The 24,517-nt window shown below is 72.6% G+C and carries 25 protein-coding genes; 15 read left to right on the top strand and 10 right to left on the bottom strand.

The features are described from left to right. Nucleotides 1-5: 5 nt before the first annotated feature. Nucleotides 6-482, top strand: a complete 477-nt coding sequence (locus AB0637_RS11525; protein ID WP_366172297.1) for a DUF1992 domain-containing protein — start codon at nt 6-8, stop codon at nt 480-482. 9 nt (nt 483-491) lie between these two features. Next, on the top strand, nt 492-1,349 hold the full coding sequence (locus AB0637_RS11520) for an LLM class flavin-dependent oxidoreductase (protein ID WP_366172296.1): 858 nt from the start codon (nt 492-494) through the stop codon (nt 1,347-1,349). Nucleotides 1,350-1,352: 3 nt separating this feature from the next. Here AB0637_RS11520 and AB0637_RS11515 read toward each other — a convergent pair whose 3' ends face one another. The 4 genes from AB0637_RS11515 to AB0637_RS11500 are packed head-to-tail and all read right to left on the bottom strand — an operon-like array spanning nt 1,353 to nt 6,100. After that, nucleotides 1,353-2,879, bottom strand: coding sequence for an alpha-L-arabinofuranosidase C-terminal domain-containing protein (locus AB0637_RS11515; protein ID WP_366172295.1), 1,527 nt, complete (start codon nt 2,877-2,879; stop codon nt 1,353-1,355). An 8-nt stretch (nt 2,880-2,887) separates the two neighbouring features. Beyond that, on the bottom strand, nt 2,888-3,799 hold the full coding sequence (locus tag AB0637_RS11510; RefSeq protein WP_366172293.1) for a carbohydrate ABC transporter permease: 912 nt from the start codon (nt 3,797-3,799) through the stop codon (nt 2,888-2,890). Between the two features lies 1 nt (nt 3,800). Then, nucleotides 3,801-4,742, bottom strand: coding sequence for a sugar ABC transporter permease (locus AB0637_RS11505; protein ID WP_366172292.1), 942 nt, complete (start codon nt 4,740-4,742; stop codon nt 3,801-3,803). After that, entirely contained in the window at nt 4,739-6,100 is a 1,362-nt protein-coding gene (locus tag AB0637_RS11500; protein WP_366172291.1) for an extracellular solute-binding protein, read from the bottom strand. The genes AB0637_RS11505 and AB0637_RS11500 overlap by 4 nt, the downstream gene beginning before the upstream one ends. 220 nt (nt 6,101-6,320) lie before the next feature. Between AB0637_RS11500 and AB0637_RS11495 the strand changes: the two genes are divergently transcribed. Further along, nucleotides 6,321-8,174, top strand: coding sequence for a sugar-binding domain-containing protein (locus tag AB0637_RS11495; RefSeq protein WP_366172290.1), 1,854 nt, complete (start codon nt 6,321-6,323; stop codon nt 8,172-8,174). Between the two features lie 164 nt (nt 8,175-8,338). Next, entirely contained in the window at nt 8,339-9,574 is a 1,236-nt protein-coding gene (locus AB0637_RS11490; protein ID WP_366172288.1) for a CAP domain-containing protein, read from the top strand. Here the strand turns inward: AB0637_RS11490 and AB0637_RS11485 are convergent. After that, on the bottom strand, nt 9,571-11,160 hold the full coding sequence (locus AB0637_RS11485; protein WP_366172287.1) for an ABC transporter permease: 1,590 nt from the start codon (nt 11,158-11,160) through the stop codon (nt 9,571-9,573). The two genes, AB0637_RS11490 and AB0637_RS11485, sit on opposite strands and share 4 nt — an antisense overlap. Next, complete coding sequence (locus AB0637_RS11480) at nt 11,157-12,131, bottom strand: ABC transporter ATP-binding protein (RefSeq protein WP_366172286.1); 975 nt, start codon at nt 12,129-12,131, stop codon at nt 11,157-11,159. The genes AB0637_RS11485 and AB0637_RS11480 overlap by 4 nt, the downstream gene beginning before the upstream one ends. Nucleotides 12,132-12,196: 65 nt before the next feature. Between AB0637_RS11480 and AB0637_RS11475 the strand changes: the two genes are divergently transcribed. From AB0637_RS11475 to AB0637_RS11465, 3 genes are all read left to right on the top strand, one after another. After that, on the top strand, nt 12,197-12,712 hold the full coding sequence (locus AB0637_RS11475; protein ID WP_366172285.1) for a MarR family transcriptional regulator: 516 nt from the start codon (nt 12,197-12,199) through the stop codon (nt 12,710-12,712). 10 nt (nt 12,713-12,722) lie between these two features. Beyond that, nucleotides 12,723-13,790 carry an aldo/keto reductase gene (locus tag AB0637_RS11470; protein ID WP_366172283.1) on the top strand — a complete coding sequence of 356 codons (1,068 nt, stop codon included), beginning with the start codon at nt 12,723-12,725 and terminating at the stop codon, nt 13,788-13,790. A 115-nt stretch (nt 13,791-13,905) separates the two neighbouring features. Beyond that, a complete protein-coding gene (locus AB0637_RS11465; RefSeq protein WP_366172281.1) occupies nt 13,906-14,250 on the top strand; it encodes an ANTAR domain-containing protein in 345 nt (114 codons plus the stop codon). Nucleotides 14,251-14,269: 19 nt separating this feature from the next. Here AB0637_RS11465 and AB0637_RS11460 read toward each other — a convergent pair whose 3' ends face one another. After that, the gene (locus tag AB0637_RS11460; RefSeq protein WP_366172280.1) at nt 14,270-14,986 is read right to left on the bottom strand and encodes a GAF and ANTAR domain-containing protein; all 717 of its coding nucleotides are present in this window, start codon (nt 14,984-14,986) and stop codon (nt 14,270-14,272) included. 102 nt (nt 14,987-15,088) lie between these two features. After that, nucleotides 15,089-15,358: a hypothetical protein gene (locus tag AB0637_RS11455; protein ID WP_366172279.1), complete on the bottom strand. Its 270-nt coding sequence runs from the start codon at nt 15,356-15,358 to the stop codon at nt 15,089-15,091. 171 nt (nt 15,359-15,529) lie between these two features. Here AB0637_RS11455 and AB0637_RS11450 point away from each other — a divergent pair, with 171 nt between their 5' ends. The 3 genes from AB0637_RS11450 to AB0637_RS11440 are packed head-to-tail and all read left to right on the top strand — an operon-like array spanning nt 15,530 to nt 17,488. Further along, a complete protein-coding gene (locus AB0637_RS11450; RefSeq protein ID WP_366172278.1) occupies nt 15,530-16,117 on the top strand; it encodes a biliverdin-producing heme oxygenase in 588 nt (195 codons plus the stop codon). Then, a complete protein-coding gene (locus AB0637_RS11445; RefSeq protein WP_366172277.1) occupies nt 16,110-17,144 on the top strand; it encodes a DUF4037 domain-containing protein in 1,035 nt (344 codons plus the stop codon). The genes AB0637_RS11450 and AB0637_RS11445 overlap by 8 nt, the downstream gene beginning before the upstream one ends. Then, the gene (locus tag AB0637_RS11440; RefSeq protein ID WP_366172276.1) at nt 17,141-17,488 is read left to right on the top strand and encodes a hypothetical protein; all 348 of its coding nucleotides are present in this window, start codon (nt 17,141-17,143) and stop codon (nt 17,486-17,488) included. Before AB0637_RS11445 ends, AB0637_RS11440 begins: the two co-directional genes overlap by 4 nt. Here the strand turns inward: AB0637_RS11440 and AB0637_RS11435 are convergent. Both AB0637_RS11435 and AB0637_RS11430 read right to left on the bottom strand, forming a co-directional pair. Beyond that, nucleotides 17,470-18,033 carry a dihydrofolate reductase family protein gene (locus AB0637_RS11435; protein ID WP_366172275.1) on the bottom strand — a complete coding sequence of 188 codons (564 nt, stop codon included), beginning with the start codon at nt 18,031-18,033 and terminating at the stop codon, nt 17,470-17,472. The two genes, AB0637_RS11440 and AB0637_RS11435, sit on opposite strands and share 19 nt — an antisense overlap. 125 nt (nt 18,034-18,158) lie before the next feature. Further along, nucleotides 18,159-19,208 (bottom strand): substrate-binding domain-containing protein, encoded by a 1,050-nt coding sequence (locus tag AB0637_RS11430; protein ID WP_366172274.1) that lies wholly within the window; start codon nt 19,206-19,208, stop codon nt 18,159-18,161. A 293-nt stretch (nt 19,209-19,501) separates the two neighbouring features. Here AB0637_RS11430 and AB0637_RS11425 point away from each other — a divergent pair, with 293 nt between their 5' ends. The 5 genes from AB0637_RS11425 to AB0637_RS11405 are packed head-to-tail and all read left to right on the top strand — an operon-like array spanning nt 19,502 to nt 24,507. Continuing rightward, the gene (locus AB0637_RS11425; RefSeq protein ID WP_366172273.1) at nt 19,502-20,836 is read left to right on the top strand and encodes an extracellular solute-binding protein; all 1,335 of its coding nucleotides are present in this window, start codon (nt 19,502-19,504) and stop codon (nt 20,834-20,836) included. 35 nt (nt 20,837-20,871) lie between these two features. Further along, the gene (locus AB0637_RS11420; RefSeq protein WP_366172272.1) at nt 20,872-21,762 is read left to right on the top strand and encodes a sugar ABC transporter permease; all 891 of its coding nucleotides are present in this window, start codon (nt 20,872-20,874) and stop codon (nt 21,760-21,762) included. Between the two features lie 3 nt (nt 21,763-21,765). Then, complete coding sequence (locus tag AB0637_RS11415) at nt 21,766-22,653, top strand: carbohydrate ABC transporter permease (protein WP_366172271.1); 888 nt, start codon at nt 21,766-21,768, stop codon at nt 22,651-22,653. A 16-nt stretch (nt 22,654-22,669) separates the two neighbouring features. Then, complete coding sequence (locus AB0637_RS11410) at nt 22,670-23,395, top strand: ThuA domain-containing protein (RefSeq protein WP_366172270.1); 726 nt, start codon at nt 22,670-22,672, stop codon at nt 23,393-23,395. Then, entirely contained in the window at nt 23,380-24,507 is a 1,128-nt protein-coding gene (locus AB0637_RS11405; protein ID WP_366172269.1) for a Gfo/Idh/MocA family oxidoreductase, read from the top strand. The genes AB0637_RS11410 and AB0637_RS11405 overlap by 16 nt, the downstream gene beginning before the upstream one ends. The last annotated feature ends 10 nt before the right edge of the window (nt 24,508-24,517 follow it).

The following is a 24,517-nucleotide window of genomic DNA, read 5'->3' as shown; positions in this document are numbered from 1 at the left end:
GCGGCGTGAGCACCGGCGGGCGCAAACCGTTCGGCACCTCCTTCGAGGACTGGATCGAACGGCAGGTGCGGGAGGCGCACGAGCGCGGGGACTTCGAGAACCTCCCCGGTGCCGGCAAACCCCTGCCCGGTCTGGACCGGGAGTTCACCGCCGAGCAGTGGGCCGCCGACAAGGCCCGCCGCGAGGGGTTCGACGTCAGCGCCATGCTGCCGCTGCCGCTGGCGCTGCGCCGGGAACGCGAGGTGCTCCTGCGCGACCTGCACCAGCTGGGCGGCGAACGGACCGTGCGCGAGGTGGCCGCCGACTTCAACGACCGCGTCCGCGAGCTGTACCGGCGACCGGCGGACGGGCCGCTCGTGGTCGTGGCGCTGCTCGACGTCGAGGCGCTCGTCGAGCAGTGGCGTCAGCGGCGCCCGCCGCCGCCGCCCGCCCCGGCCCCGGAACCGCCGCGCACCCGGCGCCGGTGGTGGCGCCGCGGCTAACGTTCCCGTGTGGACCTCTCCTGCGTCGTGCTCAACGACCTGCACCCGCACGCGTTCGCCGACACCGCCCGGACCGCCGAGGAGGCCGGGGTCCGCACGGTGTTCAGCTACGACCACCTCTCCTGGCGCGACCTGCGCGACGGGCCCTGGTTCGCCGCCGTCCCGCTGCTGGCCGCGGCGGCGCTCGCGACCGAGCGGGTCCGCCTCGGGACGCTCGTCGCCTCCCCGAACTACCGCCACCCCGTGACGTTCGCCGCCGAGGTCATGACGCTGGACCAGCTCTCCGGTGGCCGCGTCGAGCTCGGCGTGGGGGCGGGGACGTCGGCCCACGACGCGTCGGTCCTGGGCGTGCCCCCGCTCACCCCGCGCGAACGGCAGGACCGCTTCGAGGAGTGGACGACGCTGCTGCGCACGCTGCTCTCGCAACGGGTCACCGACGTCGCGGGGGAGCACTACACCGCGCACGACGCCAGGAACCTGCCCGGACCGGTGGCCGGGCGGGTCCCGTTCACGGTGGCCGCCGCCGGTCGGCGGGGGATGCGCTTCGCCGCCCGGCTGCGGGAGGGGTGGGTCACCTACGGCGAGGGCGAACCCCGCCCCGGGGACGGGGTCGAGGAGGCCGTCGCCCGGTTCACGGCACCGCTCGAGCGCTTCGCCGCGCTGCCCGGGGCGGGCGAGGTCCGGAAGGTGGCGCTGCTCGGCCTCGACGAGCGCGGCGCGTACGCGGACTGGCCGCGGTTCGCCGGTGCGCTCGCCGAGGCCGGCTACGACGAGGTGTGCGTGCACTGGCCGCGCCCGGACGGCAGGGGACTGCCGTCCGGGACGCTGGCCGGGGTCCTGCGGACCTGCGAGCTCACGACGGGCTGAGGCTCACGAGAGCGTGAGCTCCACCGTCGCGAAGGAGTGCGGCGGCAGGTCGACGACGAGGGTGTCGCCGTCCCGGCGCGCCCCGTCGAACGACGCGGGCGCGACGGCGTCCGGGGCGTCGACCGTGTTGTGGGCCTGGACGGTCGCTCCGGCCAGCACCCGCGCACGGGAGATCTCCCAGTTCCTGCCCCGCAGGTCGAGGCGGACCGTCGCGGGCCCCTCGACGTCGAGGTTGGTCAGGGAGACGAGCGCGGAACCGTCCTTGGAGCTGACGGTCGTGGTGAGCGTCCGGTAGGACCCCTGCTCACCCTCGTACGCCGCGTCCGCCGACGTCACCTGGACGGCGTGGGACGTGGCGTCCTGGTGCCCCGCGTTCATGGCGAACACGTGGTACGTGGGCGTCAGGACCATCCGCGCCCCGTCGGTGAGGACCATGGCCTGCAGCACGTTGACGGTCTGCGCGATGTTGGCCATGACGAGCCGGCGGGCGTTCTCGTGGAACACGTCGAAGTGCAGCCCGGCCACGAGTGCGTCCCGCAGGGTGTTCTGCTGGAAGAGGAACCCCGGGTTGGTCCCCGGTTCGACGTCCCACCAGGTGCCCCACTCGTCGCAGACGAGCCCGACGGCCGCCTCCGGGTCGTAGGCGTCCATGACCCGGACGTGGCCGCGGACGATCTCGTCGATGCGCCACGCCCGCACCATCGTCTCGTGGTACTCGGCGGCGGTGAACTCCGTCGCCGACCCCTTGTGCTGCCAGTCGTCGCTGGCGTGCGTGTAGTAGTGGAACGACAGCGCCTGCCACCCGTTGTGCTTGCGGGCGGTGACCGGGCCGCCGAGGCTGCTGATCGACTTCATCAGCGTCTCGGTCCAGTGGTAGTCGTCCTTGCTGGGACCCGCCGCGATCCGGTAGAGCTCGTTGCCGTCGTGGTTGCGGCAGTACGTCGCGAACTGGGCGGCGAGTTGGGTGTACTGCTCGGCGGTCATGTTGCCGCCGCAGCCCCAGTTCTCGTTGCCGATGCCCCAGAAGGGGACCGTCCAGGGGTCGGACCGGCCGTGCTCGCGGCGCAGCCGGGACATGGGGGCGTCGCCGGAGCGGGTGAGGTACTCGATCCAGTCGCTCATCTCGGCGACCGTGCCGGACCCCACGTTGCCCGAGACGTACGGGTCGGCCCCCAGCAGCTCGCACAGCCGCATGAACTCGTGCGTGCCGAAGGAGTTGTCCTCGACGACGTCACCCCAGTGGGTGTTGACCATCGACGGCCGCTCCTCGCGCGGGCCGACGCCGTTCATCCAGTGGTACTCGTCGGCGAAGCAGCCGCCCGGCCAGCGCAGGTTCGGGATGCTGATGTCCTTCAGCGCCTGCACGACGTCGTCGCGGACGCCCGAGGTGTTCTGGATGTCGGAGTCCTCCCCGACCCAGAACCCCTCGTAGATGCAGCGGCCGAGGTGTTCGGCGAAGTGCCCGTAGAGGTGACGGCTGATGGTGGCTCCGGAGACGTCGAGGTCGACGACTCCGTCGAGGCGTGTCACGGGGTGGTTCAGCCCTTCAGACCGGTTCCGGCCACACCTTCGACGATGCGGCGCTGGAAGATGACGAACAGGATGACGAGCGGCAGGGCCCCGAGGACCGTGGAGGCCTGGATGTCGGAGAACCGCTGGCCGTAGGAGCCCTGGACGGTCGCGAGACCGACGGGGATGGTCATGAGGTCGGGGTTGGACAGGACGAACAGCGGCAGGATGAGGTTGTTCCACACCCCGACGAACGTGACGATCGCCATGGCCGCCAGCACCGGGCGCGACAGCGGCATGAGGATCGACCAGTAGATGCGCCAGTTCCCCGCCCCGTCGATGCGCGCGGCCTCCTCGAGCTCGTTGGGCAGTCCGTCGAAGAACTGCTTGAACACGAAGAGCGCGATGACGCTGGAGACCTGCGGGAAGATGACGGCCCAGTAGGTGTTGAGCAGCCCGACCGTGTTGAGCATCTGGAAGATCGGGATGATGAGCACGTCGGCGGGGACCATGATCCCGGCGATGACGAGCAGGAAGACGACCTGCCGGCCGCGGAACCGCATCCGCGACAGCGCGAACGCCGCCATCGAGGCGAAGAGCACGACGAGCACCGCGGACAGGGTCGAGGTGATGAAGCTCGCCAGGTACCAGTTCCACAGGTCCCCGCCGCCGAGCAGTGAGGAGTAGGACGCCAGCGTCGGGTTGATGTCCTTGAGGATCGCCTGCGTGCCCAGGGCCGAGACGGAGTTGGCGGTGAGCGACGTCTTGATCGCCCACAGGCTCGGGACGAGCCAGAGCACCGCGAAGACGGTCAGGACGACGACCGCGATGCGGTTGAACGTCTTCCCGCCGTTCGTCCCGACCTTGGCCACGCGGGGCGGCGGTGCGGCGGCGGAGATGCCGGACCGGCGGGAGGTACCTGCGGCACCGGTGGTCGCCATCTCAGGCTCCCTTCAGCTGGGCGCGCTCGACGACCTGGCGGACGAGGGCGATGACGAGGATGACGAGGAAGAGGACGAACGAGGCCGCCGCGGCGGCACCGATGCGGTAGTCGGTGAACCCGGTCTTGGTGATGAACACCAGGGCCGTCTCGGTGCTCGTGCCCGGACCACCGCTGGTCATGAGGTACACCTGGTCGAAGATCTTCAGGCTGGCGATGATCTGCAGCAGCAGGACGAGAGTCGTCGTGCGGCTCAGCAGCGGGATCGTCAGGTGCCGGATCTGCTGCCACGGGGTCGCGCCGTCGATGGCGGCCGCTTCGTAGAGCTCGCGCGGGATGTCCTGCAGCCCGGCCAGGTAGAGGATGAAGTTGAAGCCGATCGTCCACCACACGGTCGCGACCGCGATGCCGACCATGGCCAGGTTCGGGGTCGCCAGGACGGGGGACGGGGCCTCGCTGCCCAGCCACTTCTGCACCGTCGCCCACAGCCCGGTGTCGGCCGTGAAGATGAAGACCCAGACGAGGGAGATGGCGGCCGAGGGGAGGATGAAGGGGGTGAAGAACGCCATCCGCCAGAAGATCTGCCCGCGCTGCATGCGGTTGGCCAGGACGGCGAAGACGAACGACAGCACGACCAGCGGCGGCACGGTGTAGAGCGTGAACTGCAGCGTGTGCCACATCGACGACCAGAAGTCCGAGGACGACAGGAGCGTCGTGTAGTTCTCCAGGCCGATGAAGTTGCCGAGGCCCGTCTTGACGATGCTCGTGTCGAAGAAGCTCGCGACGAACATGTAGATCGAGGGACCGAGGAGGAAGGCCAGGTAGAAGAGCCCGAAGGGGGCGACGAACAGCCAGGCCTTGTTCGTGCGGCGCAGCCGGTCCGGGTCCGTGCCGCGCACGGAGGGTCGCGCCGTCGTGGAGGCGCCGATCGTCTGGGTGCTCACAGTGGGTTCGCCGTCCGCGCGTAGGTCTCGAGTTGGTTGCGGATGCTGGCCGTGGCCGCCTCCGGGGTCGTCAGGCCCTGCAGGACCAGACCGATCTGGGACCCGGTGACGGTCTCGAAGTTCGAGCCCGAGCCCGAGTACCAGGCCGCGGGGTCGTACGAGGCGTACGTCGCGGTCTCGGCGTAGTCGGCCTGCGGTTCCAGCGTCTTGTACTGCTGGCTGTCGAAGATCGGCAGGTAGGTGGGGACGTGGCCGCCCTCGGCCCACGTCATGCCCTGCTCGAGCATCGAGTGGACGAAGCCCATGGCCCGCTTGAGCTGGTCGGCGTCGCGGTCCATCCGGGGCAGGACGAACGAGTGCGAGTCGGCGTGCGCAGCGGGCTTCTCGTACAGCTGCGGGAAGGCGGCCATGCTGAACTTCAGGCCCTCGATGCTCTGCAGCGTCGTGATCTCCCACTCGCCGTTCATGAAGAACGCCGACTGACCCTGCGAGAGCGCCAGTTCGGCCCCGGGCGTGTCCACGACCTTCGGCATGAGCCCGGAGGAGGTCCAGCGCTGGATCGTCGCCAGGGTGTCGACCATGAGCGCGTCGTCCATGGTGATCTCCTGCCCCTCCTCGCTCATGAGGGGTTTGGCGCCGTCGCGCTGGCTGTAGAGGGTGTTGACGAACCGCCAGCAGTTGGAGTCGTCGCCGACGGACGCCGTCGCGGCGCCGTAGGTCCCGGTGGCCTGCTTGGCGGCGGTGAGCGCGTCCTCCCAGGCCTGCAGGCCCTCGATCTTCGTGAGCTTGCCGTCCGCGCCGAGCAGCCCGGCCTTCTGGCAGACCTCGGTGTTGTAGAAGAGCACCCACGGGTGGGTGTCCATGGGGATCGCGTAGGACTGGCCCTCGAACTTCGCGGCCTCCCACGCCTTGGGGGTGAAGTCGGAGGTCTTGAGGCCCACGAGCGCGAGCGTCTCGTCGGTGATCGGCTCCAGCAGCCCCGCCGCGGCCAGGTTGGTGGCCCGGGTGAGGTGCGAGACGGCGACGTCCGGCGGCTTGTTCCCGAGCGTGGCCAGCGACACCTTCGTGTAGTACGGGTTGCCCCAGGCGAAGGTGGCCGCGACGAGGGAGTCGGCGCTGCCCTGCTGCTTGCGGTACTCGTCGAGCATGATCTGCAGGCGGGCACCGTCGCCGCCTCCGAAGAGGTTCCAGAAGGTGACGGTCCCCGGGTTGAGCTGGGACCCGACGAGTCCGGCGGCGAGCGGTGAGCCGCAGCCCGCGGCGCCGGCCACCAGGCCGAGACCGCCGGCGGCGAGGCCGCCGCGCAGCAGCGTCCGTCGGCTGAACGGGCTCCTGGGCCCTGGGGGATGACTGTTCACGCGTGTCCGTCCCTGCCGTCGTTGGCGGTCGGTGGCTGCCGGGTGGCGGGCACCGGCTGGTCGAGAACCGAGAACCACTCTGTCCCGATCAGTGCTGCGGAACCTAGCACGCGTTTGCAACGCTGCATAGCGTTGTGTGGACCCACGCTTGCAACGATGTACGACCGTCGGTGAGACTGGGCCCGCAAGCAGCGACACCGTCATCGACGAGGAGACGTCCGTGCCCACCACCCCGCGCCCCGAGCACCCGCGACCCTCGGTGGTCCGCGCCGACTGGCTCACCCTCAACGGCACCTGGCAGTTCGAGGTGGACGCGGGCGACTCCGGCCTCGAACGCGGGCTCCGCGACCGGGACCTCGCCGGGACCATCACGGTCCCCTTCGCGCCGGAGTCGGAGTTGTCGGGCGTCGGGACGACCGACTTCCTGCCGGCCGTCTGGTACCGCCGGACGTTCACCGTCCCGGCCGACTGGGCCGGTCGCCGCACGCTCCTGCACTTCGGCGCGGTCGACCACGACGCGACCGTGTGGGTCGACGGTGCGGAGGTCGTCCGGCACCGGGGCGGTTTCACGCCGTTCACCGCCGACCTCGGCCACCGCACGGGGGAGGTGACCGTCGTCGTGCGGGCCCGCGACGACCGCTACGGCCCGCAGGCCCGCGGCAAGCAGTCGACGCGCTACGAGAACTACGAGTGCCTCTACACCCGCACGACGGGGATCTGGCAGACCGTCTGGGCCGAACCCGTCCCGGACGTGTCCCTGGGGCGCCCGCGCATCACGCCCGACGTCGCGGGGTCGACGTTCCACCTCGAGCAACCCCTGCGCCGGAGCGGGACCGGGACCGCCGGCGACCGGGCCGGCTGGACGCTGGAGGCCGTCGTGCGCGACGAGGCGGGGGAGGTCGTCACGGCGTCCGTGCGCGCCGACCTCGACCTGTCCCCGCGGCTGACGCTGCCGGTGCCGGCGGACCGTGTGCGGCTGTGGGGTCCGGGCGACCCGCACCTGTACGACGTCACGCTCACGCTGCGGGACGCGACCGGGGACGTCGTCGACACTGTCGAGACGTACGCCGGTCTGCGCTCGGTGAGCATCGACGGCAAGGCCGTCCTGCTCAACGGCCGGCCGGTGTTCCAGCGCCTCGTGCTCGACCAGGGGTACTACCCCGACGGCCTCATGACGGCCCCGACCGACGAGGCCCTGCGCCGTGACGTCGAACTCGCCCTGGAGGCGGGGTTCAACGGCGCCCGGCTGCACCAGAAGGTGTTCGAGGAGCGGTTCCTCTTCCACGCCGACCGGCTCGGCTACCTCGTGTGGGGGGAGTTCGGCGACTGGGGGGCCGTGGAGGAGGGCACGTCCGTGCGCGGGGAGCACCAGCGCCCCACGCCGAACTTCGTCAGCCAGTGGCTGGAGGCCCTGGAACGCGACTACTCCCACCCCAGCGTCGTGGGCTGGTGCGGGCTCAACGAGACCCGGCAGGGCCTCACCGACCGCGGTCAGGTGCTCGACGACGTGACGCGGGCGATGTTCCTCGCGGCCAAGGCCATGGACACCTCCCGGCCCGTGCTCGACGCCTCCGGGTACTCCCACCGCGTCCTGGAGTCCGACGTGTGGGACTCGCACAACTACACGCAGGACCCGGCGCAGTTCGCCGCGGAGATGGCCGGCCTGGCCGCGGGGAACCCCGACACGAACTACGGAGCCGACGGCGAACCGTGGTCCCTGCCGTACCAGGGGCAGCCGTGGTTCTGCAGCGAGTTCGGCGGGATCTGGTGGCGGCCCGACGTCGCGGCCAGCAACCCCGAGGTGGACCGGGGGGCGACGTCCTCGTGGGGGTACGGCGAGCCGCCGCGCTCCGAGGAGGAGTTCCACCACCGCTTCGAAGGGCTCACGGGCGTCCTGCTCGAGGACCCGCTGATGTTCGGCTACTGCTACACCCAGCTCACCGACGTCTTCCAGGAGCAGAACGGGGTCTACTCCTTCGACCGCTCCGCCAAGCTCGACGTCGCCCGCGTGCGGGCCGCGCAGCAGCGACCCGCGGCGATCGAGGGACCCGCGGGCGGCGCGACGCAGGGGTAGTCACCGCGGGTGACGAGCGCTCGCCCGGGCGGGGGTAGCCCGGGCGGGCGCTGTCGTGACGGGTGCCCGAGGACGACACCAAACGGGTGACCAGGTCGACTGCTCCCCGCCGCTCCGCTCGTGGCACCGCTCGTGCCACCGGGCGTGCCCGTGCGCTCGCCCCCGTGCTCGCCGCGCTCGTCGTGCTGCCCTGCGCAGGGCTCGCCGAGGTCGCCACCGCCGCCCCGGCGGCGGCCGCCGTCCAGGTGCTGCAGCCGGTCGTTCCCGTGGACACCCAGCAGCAGCAGATCTTCGACGGGCTCAACGCCCAGCGCGCCGCCGTCGGCGCGCCCGCGCTGACGCTGGACCCGACGCTGGAGACGGTCGCCCAGGACTGGGCCGACGTCCTCGGCCAGGGCGACGGGATGAAGCACAACCCGAACCTGCAGACGCTGCTGTCGGACTTCCCGCAGTGGGGCGAGATCGTCGCGACGGCCGACATGGGCAACGCGGACACCCACGGCCTGGAGAACGGCAACCTCGCCGTCGACACCTGGATGAAGTCCGACCCGCACCGGGCCGTCCTGCAGGACCCGAAGTACACCAACGTCGGCATCGGGCTCGTCTACACGACCCTGTGGTCGGGCGGGCGGACCGTCTGGCGCTCCTACTGGGTGGCCGACGTCGGGTCCCCGCGCCGCACCCCGCTGGCCGGGCAGAACGCCGACGGGTCGCGCAGCTTCGGCGGCATCCCGGTCAAGGGCGCGATCCTGCAGGCCTACACCGCGGCCGGCGCGAACGGCGGCGTCCTCGGGCTGCCGACGGCCCGCGAGCTCGGACCGCTGCGCGGCGGCGGGTACGGGCAGCACTTCGCCGGCGGGTCGGTCTACTGGAGCGCCGCCACCGGCGCCGCCGCGGTGCGCGGGGCCATCCGCGACCGCTGGGCCGCCCTCGGGTGGGAGAACAGCTGGCTCGGGTACCCCACGGGCGCCGAGTTCGCCGTCCGCGGCGGCGTGGCCCAGCGCTTCCAGGGCGGTCTCGTCTACTGGTCGCCGGCGACGGGGGCGCAGGCCCTCGGCGGGTCCGTCCTGTCCGGGTACGGCGCGAGCGGCTGGGAGAACGGGGCGCTCGGGTTCCCCACGACGACGGCGGCCTCGCTGCCCGCGGGGTCCTACGCCCACTTCCAGAACGGGTCCGTCTACTCCTCCCCGGCGGCGGGCACGCACGTCGTGCCGAGCGCCGTCCGCGACGCCTGGGCCGCCCGCGGCTGGGAGGCCGGGGTCCTCGGGTACCCCGTCTCGGACGCCCGGACCACCGGCGGGGCGCTCGTGCAGGACTTCCAGGGCGGCCAGGTCACCGTCCGCGGCGGGTCGGCCCAGGTCCGGACCCTGTCGGTCGAGCGGACCCTGCGCACGCGCTAGCGACCGCGCAGGTCCCGGCGCGTCACCGCGACGGCCCCGGCCACCAGGAGCGCCACCGCGGCCGCGCCGAGGACGACGGTGGCGGTCACGGCGACGGGGGCGCCGGGCGCCGCGGGCAGGTGCGTGGTGGGGGACAGGTCGCCCACCCAGGACCCCAGCCCGAGGAGCGGACCGGCGAACCACGCCAGGGTCGTGGCCGCCAGGACCGCCCACGCCAGGGCGGCCCACCGGGGCAGCGCCCCCGCGAGCGCGAACCCCACGGCCGTGAGGAACCACACCGCCGGCAGCTGCGTCGCGGCCGCCGTCAGCGACGGACCCCACGCCGGCGCCGCCGCGCCCGCCGTCGCCCGGGTGGCCGCGACCCCGCACAGCAGCGTCAGCGCCGAGGCGAGGAGACCGACGGACAGGTGCCCGAGGAACCAGGGCAACCGCCGTCCGCCCGTGGCCAGCAGCAGGTCCAGGTGCCCGCCGGCCTCCTCCTCGCGCGCGTGCACGGCGGCCTGCACCCCGGCCGCCGCCGCGACGAGGCCGTACACCGCGGTGAGCGTGCCGAGGAACGCGGCACCCACCTGCTGCGCCCCGCCGGCCGACCGCAGCACGTCGCTCGCGCCCGCGCTGCCCGCCAGGAGCCCGCTGACCGAGGGGGTCAGGGTCCCCAGCGCGGCCCCGGCCAGCCCCGTCCCGAGGCACCAGCCCAGCACGCTCCCGCGCGCCAGCCGCCAGGCCAGCGCCGTGGTGGACCGCAACCAGCCCGGTGCGCCCGCCCGGCCTCCCCGCGGGGCCACCAGGCCGGCGCCGAGGTCGCGGTGCCGCCGCAGCAGCCGGGTGAGGGCGAGGAGGCCCGCCGTCAGCGCCAGCGGGGCCAGCAGGACCGGCCAGTGGTCCCCGGCGAACGGCTGCGCCCGGCCCACCCAGGCCAGCGGCGAGAGCCAGCCGAGTCCCGACAGCGCTGACCCGCGCGGCGCCGTGTCGGCGGCGGCGCGCAGCAGGAACGCGGCCCCCACGACGGCGCTCGCGACCGCGCGGGCCGACCGGGCGGTCGGCAGCACCTGGGCCGCGAGCAGTCCCAGGCCCGCACCGGTGGCACCCACGAGACCCGTGACGAGGCCCAGCAGCAGGCTCCCCGCGGCACCCGCCCCGGTCGCCGCCAGGGCGAGCGCCGTCACCAGGCCGGTGAGCACGGCCGCCCCGGCGGCCAGCAGGGCCGCGGCGTCGGTGGGGGCCGACCGCCCGACCGCGCCCGCGGCGACGAGGTCCGCGCGGCCGGCGTCCTCCTCGGCGCGCGTGTGCCGCACGGCCGTGAACACCGCCACGAGCGCCACGGCCGCGGCGAGGAAGGAACCGACGCGCCACGCCGTGAAACCCCCGGCCGTCGTGAGGTCGCCGACCGGACCGTAGAGCGCCTGCAGCGCCGGGGTCCTGCGGGCGGTCGCGTCCAGCGTCGCCCGTTCCGCGACGGTCGGGTAGAGCCGGGCGTAGGAGGAGGCCGTCGCGGCCGGCAGCACGCCGAGGAGCAGGACGGGCAGCCCCGCGCGCACCCGGTCCCGGCGCAGGGCGCAGCGCAGGAGCACGACCCGCCCGTTCACCGCGCACCGGCCTGGTCGTCGTGCTGGTCGTCGTGCTGGTCGTCGTGCTGGTCGTCGTGCTGGTCGTAGTGCCGCAGGAACAGTTCCTCCAGGGTCGTCGGCGTGCTCGTGAGGTCGGTGACACCGCTGTCCCGCAACGCCTCCAGCACCGCGCCCATCCCGTCCTGGTCCACGCTGAACCGCACGTCGACCCCGGTCCCCCCACCGGTCACGTCGTCCTCGACGGTGTGGTCGAGGGTGAGGTCGTGCACCACGGCGAGCCGGTCCAGCCCCGTCGGCGCGCGCCGGGCGCGGACGGCGACGTGGGTGCGCGTCAGGTGCCGCAGCGCGCTCAACGTCCCGGTCTCCACGACGCGACCGGCGCGCACGATGCTGACGCGGTCGCACAGGGCCTCGACCTCGGACAGGACGTGGCTGGAGAGCAGCACGGTGCGGCCCTGGGCGCGCACCTCCCGGACGGTCCGCTGGAACTGCTGCTCGCCGAGGGGGTCGAGGCCGGCGGTGGGTTCGTCGAGCAGGAGGAGTTCGGCGTCGCACGAGAACGCGGCGACCAGGGCGACCTTGCGGCGGTTGCCCGTCGACAGGGACCCGCACCGGGACCGTTCGTCGAGGTCGAAGCGCTCGACGAGCTCGGCGCGACGGCGCGCGTCCTGGCCGCCGTGCAGGCGCCCGAGCAGGTCGACGACCTCCCCGGCCGACAGGTTCGGCCACAGCGCGACCTCCCCGGGGACGAAGGCCAGCCGGCGGTGCAGGGCGGCCGCGTCGCGCCAGGGGTCCGCGCCGAGGAGTTCCACGTGCCCGGCGTCGGCGCGCAGCAGTCCGAGCAGGATCCGCAGCGTCGTCGACTTGCCGGCCCCGTTGGGACCCAGCAGACCGTGGACCTCGCCGGTCGGCACGCGCAGGTCGAGGTGGTCGAGGGCGACCCGGCGCCCGAACGTCTTGCGCAACCCCGCGGTGGAGACGGCGTCCATGGGGACCACGCTACGCTCGTTTCACAAAACCGTGAAAGCTGTGAATCGTCGGTAGGGTGACGGTCGTGCCCACCCGACACCGCGACGACGCTCCGCGCCGCTCCGTGGACGAGGAAGCCCTGCGCCACTTCGTGGAGGACTTCGCGCTCGAGCTCGCGGGGGCCGGGATGCCGCGGATGGCGGCCCGCACGTTCAGCGTCCTGCTGGCCTCGGAGGACGGCAGCCTCACGGCCCGCGAGATCGCCGGACGGCTCGGGGTCAGCGCCGCGGCCGTCAGTGGCGCCGTGCGCTACCTCGAACGCGTCGACATGCTGCGGCGCAGGCGGTTGCCCATGGAACGGGTCGACCGGTACGTCGTCGAGGACGAGACGTGGTTCCACACCACGGCCACCCAGACCGCCGTGCTGGCGACGCTCGTCGCCACCCTCGAGGAGGGCCTCACGGCGGTGCCCGGCGACAGCGCGACGGCGGCCCGCCTGGACCAGGCGCAGGACTTCTTCGCCTACCTCATCGAGGAACTGCCCCGCCTCGTCGAGGACTGGCGCGAACGTCGCGGGGCCCGGACGGGAGGCGGGGAGTAGCGTCCGGCCCATGGAGTACCGACGACTCGGACGCTCGGGGCTGCGCGTCTCGACGATCACGCTGGGGACGATGACGTTCGGCGGCACGGGGGCCTTCGCGGCCGTCGGGAACACCGATGTGGCGCAGGCCCGGCGCCAGGTGGAGATCGCGCTGGACGCGGGGGTGAACCTCCTCGACACCGCCGACATGTACTCCGACGGGCTCAGCGAGGAGATCACCGGGGAGGTGCTCGAGGGCCTCGGGTCGCGCCGCGACGACCTCCTCGTGGCCACCAAGGCGCGCATGGTCGTCGGCCCCGGCCCGAACGACGGGGGCGCCTCCCGGCACCACCTCGTCCGGTCGGTCGAGCGCAGCCTGCGCCGCCTGCGGACGGACCACGTCGACCTCTACCAGATCCACGAGTGGGACGGTCAGACCCCGCTGGAGGAGACGCTCGAAGCGCTCGACACCCTCGTCCGGTCGGGCAAGGTCCGCTACGTCGGTGCGTCGAACTTCTGCGGCTGGCAGCTGATGAAGGCTCTCGCGACGGCCGACGCCCGCGGGTACCAGCGGTACGTCAGCCAGCAGATCCACTACACGCTGCAGGCGCGCGACGCGGAGTCCGAACTCCTCCCGCTGAGCCTGGAGGAGGAGGTCGGCGTCCTCGTCTGGAGCCCCCCCGCCGGCGGGTTGCTCTCCGGCAAGTACCGCCGCGACGTCGCCGCGCCGGAGGGTTCCCGGCACCTGGGGAACTGGTCCGAACCGCCGGTGCACGACGAGGAGAAGCTCTACGACGTCGTCGAGGAGCTCGTGCGGACGGGCGAGGCGCACGGGGTGTCCGCGGCGCAGGTCGCCCTGGCCTGGCTGCTGGGACGTCCGGGCGTGACGTCCCTCGTCGTCGGTGCCCGCACCGACGAGCAGTTGCGCGACAACCTCGCGGCCGCCGACCTCGTGCTGAGCGCCGAGGAACGTCGCCGCCTCGACGACGTCAGCGCCGTCCCGCTGCGGTACCCGCACTGGCACCAGGCCGCGACCGCGAAGGACCGGTTGTCCGCCGCCGACCTCAGCCTGCTCGGGCCCTTCGTCGACGGCGCGTGAGCACGGCCGTTCCGTCGTAGGATCTTCGTCGGCTTCGCTCCGCCCAGACCTCGCTGCGCGAACCGCCCTCCGTCGACCGGTGGAGGGTCGGCTTGCACCGGAGGACGCAACGAGGATGCACGACGAGGACGGCGGGGTCGCTGAGCTGGACGCCCCCCACCCCACGACGGGCCGTGGCCCGGACGGCACGGACACCGCTGCGCTGCAGGCCGAACTGGCCCAGCTGCGCACCGCCCTGACCCGGCGGCCCGTCATCGACATGGCCAAGGGCGCGATCATGGCCCTCACGCGGTGCGACGAGGACACGGCGTTCCGGCAGTTGTCGCAGGTGTCGCAGACGCACAACGTCAAGCTCTACGACCTGGCGAGCGCGTTGCTGAGCGACCTGCGCCGCGCGGAGGCCGCGCCGGGGAACGCCGAGGTCGACCACCTGGTGCAGCGGAACTGGACCCGCCGCTGAGGACGCCGCGGGGACCGGGTCAGGCGCCGCGAGCCCGGCCCAGCGGCGCCACGACCTCCGAGGCGACCTCGCGCAGCCGGCGGCGTTCGGCCCGGGCCCGCGCGCGCAGCTGCGCGAACGCCTCGTCGGGGTGGATGCGGTGCCGTTCGGCCAGCACTCCCTTGGCCTGCTCCAGGACGACCCGGGTGTCGAGGGCCACCTGCAGCTGGTCGCGCAGCCGCTCGCCCTGCGCGCTCGCCTCGAGCTGACCGATGCCGACCGCGACGAACGACGCCATGGCGTGCGCCACGTCCGTCTCCACCGCGGAGAACGGTCCCTCGTGGTCGCGGAACAGGTTGAGCGCACCGATCGTCCGGCCGCCGACCTGCACGGGCACGGCGTGCACGGCGACGATGCCCTGCGCGGCGGCACCCACGGCGAACGTCGGCCAGGTCCGGCGCAGCTCCTCGGCGTCGACCGCGGCGGTGGGCGTCCCCGTCCGGTAGCAGTCCAGGCACGGGCCCTCGTCGTTCTGCAGCTGGAACAGCTCGACGACCCGTGCCTCGCCGGAACTCGCCGCGAGCAGCCCGAGGTCGCCGCGGGCGTCCTCCACGAGCAGCCCCACCGCGCTGGCGGACAGCAGTCGCGCGCAGTGCACGACCAGCCGGTAGGCCAGGTCGAGCGGTTCGCCCTGCTCCGCCAGCACCTCCGCGACGTCGCCGACCGCCGCGGCGACGTCCTCCGCGCGCACCTCCACCGCACCCCTCCTCGTCCTCGACTGGCACAGAGCGTGCCAGGCGCGGGGGAGCGGTGCGTTCCGGGCAACAGTCCCGCGGACTGCTCCGGGACGGCGCCGGGATCAGCCGAGGAAGGTCGAGGGGTCCGGCCCGGAGCGCCGCGGCAGCACCCGGCCCGCGGGACGGCAGCGACGTTCGAGGTCGGCGATCTCGGTCGCGTTGCGCGACAGGCCGTCCGCCGTCGGGTGGTCGGGGGCGTCGTCCGCCACGAGGTGCCAGCGCTCGTCGTAGGCCCGGCGCAGGTCCTCCAGCGGGCGGTCGCGGACGTCGACCACGTGTCCCGGGTGGGGGCTGTCGTGGGTGCTGCGGGTGGTGGTGCTGTGAGAGGTCATCTGCACGGTCATGGGGAACCCCGTCGTCTCCGGTCCCTCCGCGGCGCGTCTCTGGACCACGGCTTCCACCCATTCGACCCCCGGTCGGGGGTCGCAGCAACCCCGGGGCGTGTCGCAACCCAGTAGTTTCTGGGGGAACTGGCAGGTGGGTCTCGACGGAGGGGGACGGCGGTGGACGCGGAACAGGGACCGCTGGCGCGGTTGCGCTCGGCGACGGCCGCGGCCCACGCGGACCTCGACACCGCGCTCGACGTCCTGGACCGCCCGTGGGACACCGCCGTCCACCGGCGCTGGCTGGAACTCACCTGGGGGTTGCTCGCGCCGCTGGAACGGGCCCTCGCCGCCCAGGCCGCCACCGACCCGGCCGCCCTCGACGGCGCCGGACGGGCCCGGGCCGAGCTCGTGGTGGCGGACCTGCGCGCGCTCGCCGTCCCCGAGGACGAGGTCGCCGCCCTGGCCGAGTGCCCCGACGTCCCCGCGGTGCCGGACCGGGCCGCGGCCCTCGGCGTCCGCTACGTCCTGGACGGCTCGACGCTCGGCGGCCGGCTCATCGCGCGGGCCGTCGTCGCCGCCGGGGTGCCCGCCGCGGCGACGACGTCGCTGACCGGGCGCGAGGGGGCCGGCCGCCGCTGGCGCGAGACGACCGCGGCCCTCGAGGCGACCGGGCCGGCGGACGTGCCCGGGATGACCGCGGCCGCGCTGGGCACCTTCGCCGCCTACCGCGCCTGGCTGGCCCCGCTGGAGCGGGCCCGTGCCTGAGACGGGTGCGGGCCTGGCCCGCGGGTTCCACGACGAGGTCGTCGCGCCGTTGCTGCGGCGCGAGCTGCCCGGCGTCCCCCTCGTCGCGGGACGGTTCGGCGCGGGATCGGACGTCCTGGGGTTCGACGACGAGGTCTCGCGCGACCACGACTGGGGCCTGCGGCTGACCGTGCTCGTCCCGCAGGACGCGGTCGGGCCCGTCGGGGACCTCCTGGACCGCGAGCTGCCGCCGGCCTGGGCCGGACACCCCGTGCGCTTCCCGACGACCTGGGACCCGGCGCAGCGGCACCGCGTCGAGGTCGACACGCCCGACGGCTTCGTGCGGGCCCGGCTGGGGGTCGGGGCGGCGCAGGAACCGACGACCGCCGACTGGTTCTCCTTCACGGGGCAGGCCGTCCTCGAACTCCTCGCCGGACCCGTGTTCTGCGACGACGAGGGCCGGTGGGCGGCGCTGCGGGACCGGTTCGCCTGGTACCCCGACGACGTCTGGTGCCACCTCGTGGCGAGTGCCTGGCAGCAGCTTGAGCAGGAACTGCCGTTCGTCGGCCGCACCGGGGCGCGCGGTGACGACCTGGGCTCGCGCCTGCTCACCGCCCGCCTCGCCGGGGTCGCCGTGCAGCTCGGGCTCCTGCTGGACCGGGTCTGGGCGCCCTACGCCAAGTGGGTGGGGACGGTCTTCGCGGGCAGCCCGAGCGGCCGGGTCGCCCCCCACCTCGACCGGGCCCTGGCGGCCGGGGACTGGCGCGGGCGCGAGGCCGGGCTGTGCGCGGCCCTCGACGGTCTGCTGCAGCGGCAGGCGCAGGTGGGGTTGCCCGCCCCGGGCCCCGCGACGGCCCCGTTCCACGACCGGCCGTTCCGCGGGGTGGTCGAGACGCTGCCGGCAGCCCTCGCCCCGGCCGGTGGCGGGTGGGGACCGCTCGGGGTCGGTGCCGTCGGGCACTGGGTCGACGCCGTCGACGTCCTCGTGCGCCCCGGGTTGCGGCGGGAGCTGGCCCGCGTCGTGCTGGGTGCGGAGGTCGGCCCGTGAGCCCCGCCGCGCAGGCCCAGCTCCTCGGCCACGTCGTGGCGGCGGGGGAGGACCTCCTCGTCGCGCTGCCGCTGCGGGCCGGGCTCGTCGGCGGCGAAGGCGCCCTCGGTGTCGGGACGGTCCAGCTGTGGCTGTCCCGTCCCCAGCTCGTCGGCGGGGCCTCGATCGCCGCGGTCCCGCTCGGCGAGGTGGGCGCGGGCGACGTCCGGGAGCGGCGGTTCGGCGGGATCGTCCTGCAGCTGGTCCTGTCTGGCCGCCCGGTGCAGTTCGCGACGAGCGCGGACCGGGCGGCCGCCGAGGAGTTCCTGCGCGTCCTCGCGCAGGCTCAGCGCACGGCGTCGTAGACGAGCTTCACGATGCCGTTGGCGTAGGTCTGCGACTCCACCACGCGCAGCGGCCGCTTGTCCTTGTCCGTCTCGCTCCACAGCCGCTTCCCGGCGCCGAGCAGCAGCGGGAAGACGAGCAGGTGGTACCGGTCGACGAGTCCGGCGTCCTCGAGGGAGCGGGCCAGGGTCGCGCTGCCGTGCACCGCGATCGGGCCGCCCTCGGTCTCCTTCAGCGCCGCGACGTCGTCGAGCGAGCGCAGCACCGTCGCGGGCCACCGCTCGTCGTCGTGCGCGAGCGTCGTGGAGACGACGTAGCGCGGCATGGCGTTGTAGCCGGCGAAGTCGTCCATGGTCGGCCAGACGGGGGCGAACGCCTCGTAGGTGGTGCGGCCCAGGAGGAGGGCCGTCGTCTCCTCCTGCTCGCGGCCCTTGATCTCGTAGGCCTCCGGGACGAACTCGACGTCCTTGAACGTCCAGCCGGAACTGCGGTGGCCGGGTTCGCCCCCCGGGGCCTCGACGACCCCGTCGAGGGAGACGAAGGCGGTGACGACGAGCTGGCGCATGGGGAGCCCTCCGGTGGCGGGGTCGTGACGTTCCGAGGAACCTACTGCCCCTCGTGACCCGGCCGGGCCCGCGAACTCACCGGTCGGCGGTTCACCGTCAGCGGTTCACTGTCGGCGGTGGCCCGTCAGCGTGGCGCCGTCGACCCCCGGACGACGAGTTCGGTGGCGAGTTCGACGTGGTGGGAGTCCAGCAGGTCCCCGCTCGCCATCCGCAGGACCGTGCGCAGCGCGACCCGGCCCATCTCCCGCAGCGGCTGGCGGATCGTCGTCAGCGGGGGAGCGGCCATGGCCGCGAGCTCGGTGTCGTCGAAACCGGTCACCGACAGGTCGTCGGGCACGCGCAGGCCGAGGGCGCGGGCGGCCTCCATGACGCCGAGCGCGATGGAGTCGCAACCGCCGACGACGGCCGTGGGCCGGTCCGGACCGGCGAGCAGCTGGGCCCCGAGCCGGCGTCCCGCCTCGTACTGGAAGTCGGAGTTCAGGACGTGCTCGGCGACGGGGGCGAGCCCGGCCCCCTCCATGGCCGCGCGGTACCCGTGCAGGCGGGCCTGGTTGCACTGCGACCCGGGGGGGCCGCCGACCCACGCGATGCTCCGGTGGCCCTGGGCCAGCAGGTGGTTCGTCGCGGTCAGGCCGCCGGTGAAGTTCGTCGAGCCGACGCTCGCGACCTCACGGCGGGGCAGGTTCAGCGGGTCGATGACGACGAGGGGGACGTCGACGGCGGCGAGGGCGTCGACGTGCGCCCCCGTCAGCTCGCCCGTGACGACGATGACGCCGGTGCGCCCCTTGGCGGCCAGGGCGCGGGCCCAGGAGCGCGGCGGAGCGGGGTAGCGGCCGCCCCGCTCGTCGCGCAGGAGCCCGACGACGACCGAGGCGTCGGCGGCGCTCGCGGCCTCCACCACCCCGTCGACGACGGCCGTGGCGTAGGAGGAGAAGTCGCCGTCGATGAGGAACTCGACGGTGCTGCTGCCGGTGACGACCCGTCGCGTGGCCGGCGAGGCGTACGCGTGCTGGACGAGGAGCTCCTCCACGAGGGCGCGGGTCTGCGCGGACACGTCCTCCCGGCCGTTGACGACCTTGGAGACGGTCGCCACGGAGACGCCGGCGCTCGCGGCGATGGTGGCCAGGGTGGTCTTGTCCCTGGACCGGGTGGGGGTGTGCGGACGGTCCAGCACGGGTCCTCCTCGACTCGAAGTGGCACGACTCTACGGCGCGACCGGTGCTGGACGCCAGCCTTTCTCGAAAATTTTCGATATGCGTTCGAGACATGGAGACCGTTGCGCGGCAACGACTTGCACATCGAGAGGGCGTGAGTGGTGACAACCGCTTGACCGCGGGACCGGGACCCTCTTATCGTCACTGCCAGACAGCGCGGTCGAAAGCTTTTCGACAGCGTTCGACACGGCCCCGCCCGGGGCCGTGGGGTGGAACAGCCGCAGGGCTGCGGCTCGGCACAACGGAGATCACTGTGGATCACAACCGCGCATCGCGTCGGTCCTTCCTCGCCCTGGCCGGGGTGACCCCGCTCGTCGCCACCGTCCTGGCCTCCTGCGGCGACTCCGGTCCCGCCGGCTCGGGCTCGGGTGGGGGCGCCACCGACTGGATCCTCAGCGGTCAGCCGGGCGAAGGCATCCGCCAGAGCACGGTCGAGGCGTGGAACAAGGCGCACTCCGACCAGAAGATCACCACGAGCTCGTTCCAGAACGACGCCTACAAGGCCAAGATCAAGACGGCCATCGGGGCCGGGCAGGCCCCGACCATCATCTTCGGGTGGGGCGGTGGCACCCTGCGCGACTACGCCAAGCAGGGCGTGGTCGACGACCTGACCTCGTTCTTCCAGTCGAACCCCGACGTCAAGAGCCGGCTCTTCGACACCGCCTACGCGGCGGCGACGGTCGAGGACAAGATCTACGCGATCCCGTGCGAGACGGTGCAGCCGATCATCCTCTACTACAACAAGAAGGTCTTCGACCAGGTCGGCGTCCAGCCGCCCACCAGCTGGAACGACATGCTGGAGCTGGTGTCGAAGTTCAACGCCGCCGGCATCGCCCCGATCTCCCTGGGCGGGCAGTCGCGCTGGACGAACATGATGTGGCTCGAGCTCATGTTCGACCGCGTCGGCGGTCCGCAGGTCTTCGAGGCGATCTACAACGGCACCAAGGACTCGTGGTCCAACCCGGCCGCCATCGAGGCCCTCACGAAGATCCAGGACCTCGTCAAGGCCAACGGCTTCGTCAAGGGGTTCGCGTCGATCACGGCCGACTCCAACGCCGACCAGGCCCTGCTCTACACGGGCAAGGCCGCCATGATGCTGCACGGTTCGTGGACCTACGGCTCCATGAAGACCGACGGCGGCGACTTCGTCTCCGGCGGCCACCTGGGCTACATGAACTTCCCGCCCGTCGAGGGTGGGACGGGTGACCCGTCCAACAACTTCGGCAACCCGGCCCAGTACCTCTCGATCTCCTCCAAGGCGTCGAAGGAGGCCAAGGACATCGCGCTGGCCTTCTTCAAGAGCGGCATCAACACCGACGCCGAGGCCAAGCAGTGGATCGCCTCCGGTGGCGTCCCCATCGTCAAGGGCTCGGACGCGCAGTTCGCCTCGGCCGCCCCCGACGACGCGGACTTCCTGAAGTTCGTCTACGACGCGGCCACCGAGGCCAAGAACTTCCAGCAGTCCTGGGACCAGGCGCTGTCGCCCACCGAGGCCGAGACGCTGCTCGACAACATCGAGAAGCTCTTCGGTCTGGCCATCACCCCGCAGCAGTTCGCCACCAACATGAACGCGGCGATCGGCTCGTGAGCGCGTCCGTGAGCACGGCCCCCCGCCGTGCGCCGGTGAAGAGCACTCCCACGGCCCACACCTCGACGGGTCGTCTGGGGTGGCTGGTGCTGCCGGCTCTCCTGATCTTCGTCGCGTTCGCCGTGATCCCCCTCATCGGGGTGTTCGTCCTGAGCTTCACCTCCTGGGACGGCATCGGGGCGATCTCCTTCACCGGGCTCACGAGCTGGACGGCCGTGCTCACGGACCCCGGTCTCCCGCACGCCCTCTGGGTGACGTTCCTCGTCATCGTCCTGTCGTGGCTGGCGCAGACCCCGCTGTCGATCCTGCTCGGAGTCTTCATCTCGGGCAGCCAGAAGTACCGCGCGTTCCTGGCGGTCCTGTTCTTCCTGCCGCTGCTGCTCTCGGCCGCGGCCGTGTCCATCGCCTACAAGGCGCTGCTCGACCCGAACTTCGGTCTCGGGCCGGGGCTGAAGCTCGGCATCCTCACGCAGGACTGGCTGGGCAACGGCACGCTGGCCATGGGCGTCGTGATCTTCATCATCGCCTGGCAGTGGATCCCGTTCCACTCCCTCATCTACCAAGGTGCGATCCGTCAGATCCCGGTCTCGATGTACGAGGCCGCCCAGATCGACGGGGCCGGCCGGGTGCGGCAGTTCTTCTCCATCACCCTGCCCCAGCTCAAGAACACGATGATCACGTCCTCGACGCTGATGGTCGTGGGGTCGCTCACCACGTTCGACCTGATCTTCGTCCTCACCCAGGGCGGCCCGAACGACGCGACCCGCGTCCTGGCGCTGGACATGTACCTGACCGGGTTCCGGGCCAACCAGATGGGTCTCGCCTCGGCCATCGCCGTGATCCTCGTCGTGGTCGGCCTCGTCCTGGCCCAGCTCCTGCAGCGCCTCGGCGGCAAGGAACGCAACTCCCAGCTGGAAGGTGCCTGACCGATGGCCACGCAAGCCACCGCGGGTCCCGCGGCCCGCACCACGTCCGGTCCCTCCGGCTCGCGCCGCAAGGCCACCGAGCGCAAGAACTGGCTCGGGGGCAGCTTCGGCTGGCTCTGGCTGCTCATCGTCCTGGTGCCGATCTACTGGATCGTCATCACGAGCTTCAAGACGTCGGCCACCTACTTCAGCTCGAACCCGCTGCTCCCGGCGTCCGCGCCGACGCTGGACAACTACGAGCTCGTCCTCCAGAACGACTTCCTGCGCTACTTCGCGAACTCCGTCATCGTGACGGTGGGTGCCACCGTCCCGGCGGTCCTCATCTCGTTCATGGCGGCCTTCGCGATCGTGCGGGGCGCCGGTCGCTGGCTCAAGGCGGTCAACGCCCTGTTCCTCATGGGGCTCGCGATCCCGCTGCAGGCGACGATCATCCCGATCTACCTGATCATCATCAAGACCGGGATGTACAACTCGCTCGGCGCGCTGATCCTGCCCTCGATCGCCTTCGCCATCCCGCTGACCGTCCTCATCCTCTCGAACTTCGTCCGCGACGTCCCGAACGAGCTGTTCGAGGCCATGCGCATGGACGGGTCGAGCGAGTGGGGCACCATGTGGCGCCTGGCGTTCCCGCTGACCCGGCCCGCGCTGGTGACGGTGACGATCTACCAGGGGCTGCAGATCTGGAACGGGTTCCTGCTCCCGCTGATCCTCACCGACCGCGCCGACCTGCGCGTCCTCCCGCTCGCGCTGTGGAGCTTCCAGGGCCAGTACTCGGTCAACATCCCGGCCGTGCTCGCCTCGGTCGTCCTCACCACGCTGCCGATCCTCGCCCTGTACGTGGTCGGTCGTCGTCAGCTGCTCTCCGGCCTCACCGCCGGCTTCTCCAAGTGACCGGAAGGTTCCACCTGTGACGCGTCAGGCCCTCGTCGTCCGCGGCGGCTGGGACGGGCACTCGCCCGTCGAGGCCACCGAACTCTTCATCCCGCACCTGGAGGCGAACGGCTTCACCGTCCGCGTCGAGGACCTCGGCACCGACTTCGGGCCCAGCTCGAAGGCCACGCCGACGGTGTACACCGACGCCGAGTACCTGGCGACGGTCGACCTCATCGTCCAGTGCAACACCATGAACACCATCGAGCAGGCCGAGTTCGAGGGCCTGCGCACGGCCGTCGAGAACGGCACCGGGTTCGCCGGCTGGCACGGCGGCATCGCCGACTCCTACCGCGCGAACTCGGACTACCTCACCCTCGTCGGGGGTCAGTTCGGGTGCCACCCGGGCAAGCACCCCGACGAGCGCGAGGGCGGTCCGCAGGACAACTACATGCCCTACCGCGTGAACATGCTGCCGGCGGCGGCCTCGCACCCCATCACCTCCGGGATCGAGGACTTCGACCTCGTCACCGAGCAGTACTGGGTGCTGTCCGACGACTACGTCGACGTGCTGGCCACGACGACGCAGGCCGTCCGGCAGTGGGACCCGTGGACCCGCCCGGTGACCTCCCCGGCGGTCTGGACGCGCCAGTGGGGCAAGGGCAGGATCTTCGTCGCGACGCCGGGTCACGACCCGGCCACCTTGAAGGACGAGAACGTCAAGACGATCATCGAGAGGGGCCTCTTGTGGGCAGCCCGCTGAAGGTCGGCGTCGTCGGCGCCGGTGTCATCTCCGCGCAGTACTCGGCGTCGCTGAAGCGCCTGCCGCAGCTGCAGATCACCGCGGTGAGCGACTTCGTGCCCGAGCGGGCGCAGGCGCTGGCCGACGAGCACGGCGCGCAGGTGCTGTCCCTGGAGGGACTGCTCGCGTCCCCGGACGTCGACGTGGTGCTCAACCTGACGCTGCCGCGCACGCACGCCGAGGTCGCGCTGCAGGCCATCGCGGCCGACAAGCACGTCTACGGCGAGAAGCCGCTGGCGATGACCGTCGCCGAGGGCCGTGAGGTCGTCAAGGCCGCCGCGGCGGCCGGAGTGCGCGTCGGGTGCGCCCCGGACACCGTGCTCGGCACGGGCATCCAGACCGCGCGCGCCCTCGTGGACGCCGGAAGGATCGGCACGCCGCACTCGGCCACCGCGTTCATGACCACCCCCGGCCACGAGCGCTGGCACCCGCAGCCGGACTTCTACTACCAGCCCGGCGGTGGCCCCCTGCTCGACATGGGGCCGTACTACCTCACCTCGCTGGTGCACCTGCTCGGCCCGGTCGTCCGCGTCGTCGGCGCGTCGGCGCGTCCCTCGCAGCAGCGCACCATCGGTTCCGGTCCGCGGGCGGGGGAGTCGTTCGACGTCACGATCGACACCCACATCACGGGCATCCTCGAGCACGCCTCCGGTGCGCTGTCGACGCTCGTCATGAGCTTCGACACGTGGGCCGCGCGGCTGCCGCGCATCGAGGTGCACGGCACCGGCGGTTCGATCTCGGTCCCGGACCCGAACATGTTCGAGGGTTCCGTGGAACTGTTCGCCGCGGCGACCGCTCCCGCCCCTGGCCCGGACGTGGACCCCGCGGTGAACTGGGTCGACGCCGGCGCCACCGCCGGGTACGTCGACTCCGGCCGCGGCTACGGCCTGGCCGACCTGGCGCTGGCCGTGGAGGCAGGCCGTCCGCACCGCGCCAACGACGAGGTCGCCCTGCACGTCCTCGAGATCATGGAGTCGGTGCAGGCCGCCGCCGACGGGCACACGTCGGTGACGCTCACCACGACGTGCGAACGTCCCGAGGCGATCGGCGAACCGGTCGACCTCACCGTCTGACCGGCCGGTA

The organism is Kineococcus sp. NPDC059986 (assembly GCF_040702905.1).
Taxonomy (GTDB): Bacteria; Actinomycetota; Actinomycetes; order Actinomycetales; family Kineococcaceae; genus Kineococcus.
This window is presented reverse-complemented; position numbering and strand designations above follow the sequence as displayed.

Excerpts from the sequence above, each read along its gene's own strand:
- AB0637_RS11510 (WP_366172293.1), bottom strand. The coding sequence starts at position 3,799 with ATGGCGACCACCGGTGCCGCAGGTACCTCCCGCCGGTCCGGCATCTCC.
- AB0637_RS11480 (WP_366172286.1), bottom strand. The coding sequence starts at position 12,131 with ATGGACGCCGTCTCCACCGCGGGGTTGCGCAAGACGTTCGGGCGCCGG.
- AB0637_RS11470 (WP_366172283.1), top strand. The coding sequence starts at position 12,723 with ATGGAGTACCGACGACTCGGACGCTCGGGGCTGCGCGTCTCGACGATC.
- AB0637_RS11465 (WP_366172281.1), top strand. The coding sequence starts at position 13,906 with ATGCACGACGAGGACGGCGGGGTCGCTGAGCTGGACGCCCCCCACCCC.
- AB0637_RS11455 (WP_366172279.1), bottom strand. The coding sequence starts at position 15,358 with ATGACCTCTCACAGCACCACCACCCGCAGCACCCACGACAGCCCCCAC.
- AB0637_RS11435 (WP_366172275.1), bottom strand. The coding sequence starts at position 18,033 with ATGCGCCAGCTCGTCGTCACCGCCTTCGTCTCCCTCGACGGGGTCGTC.
- AB0637_RS11415 (WP_366172271.1), top strand. The coding sequence starts at position 21,766 with ATGGCCACGCAAGCCACCGCGGGTCCCGCGGCCCGCACCACGTCCGGT.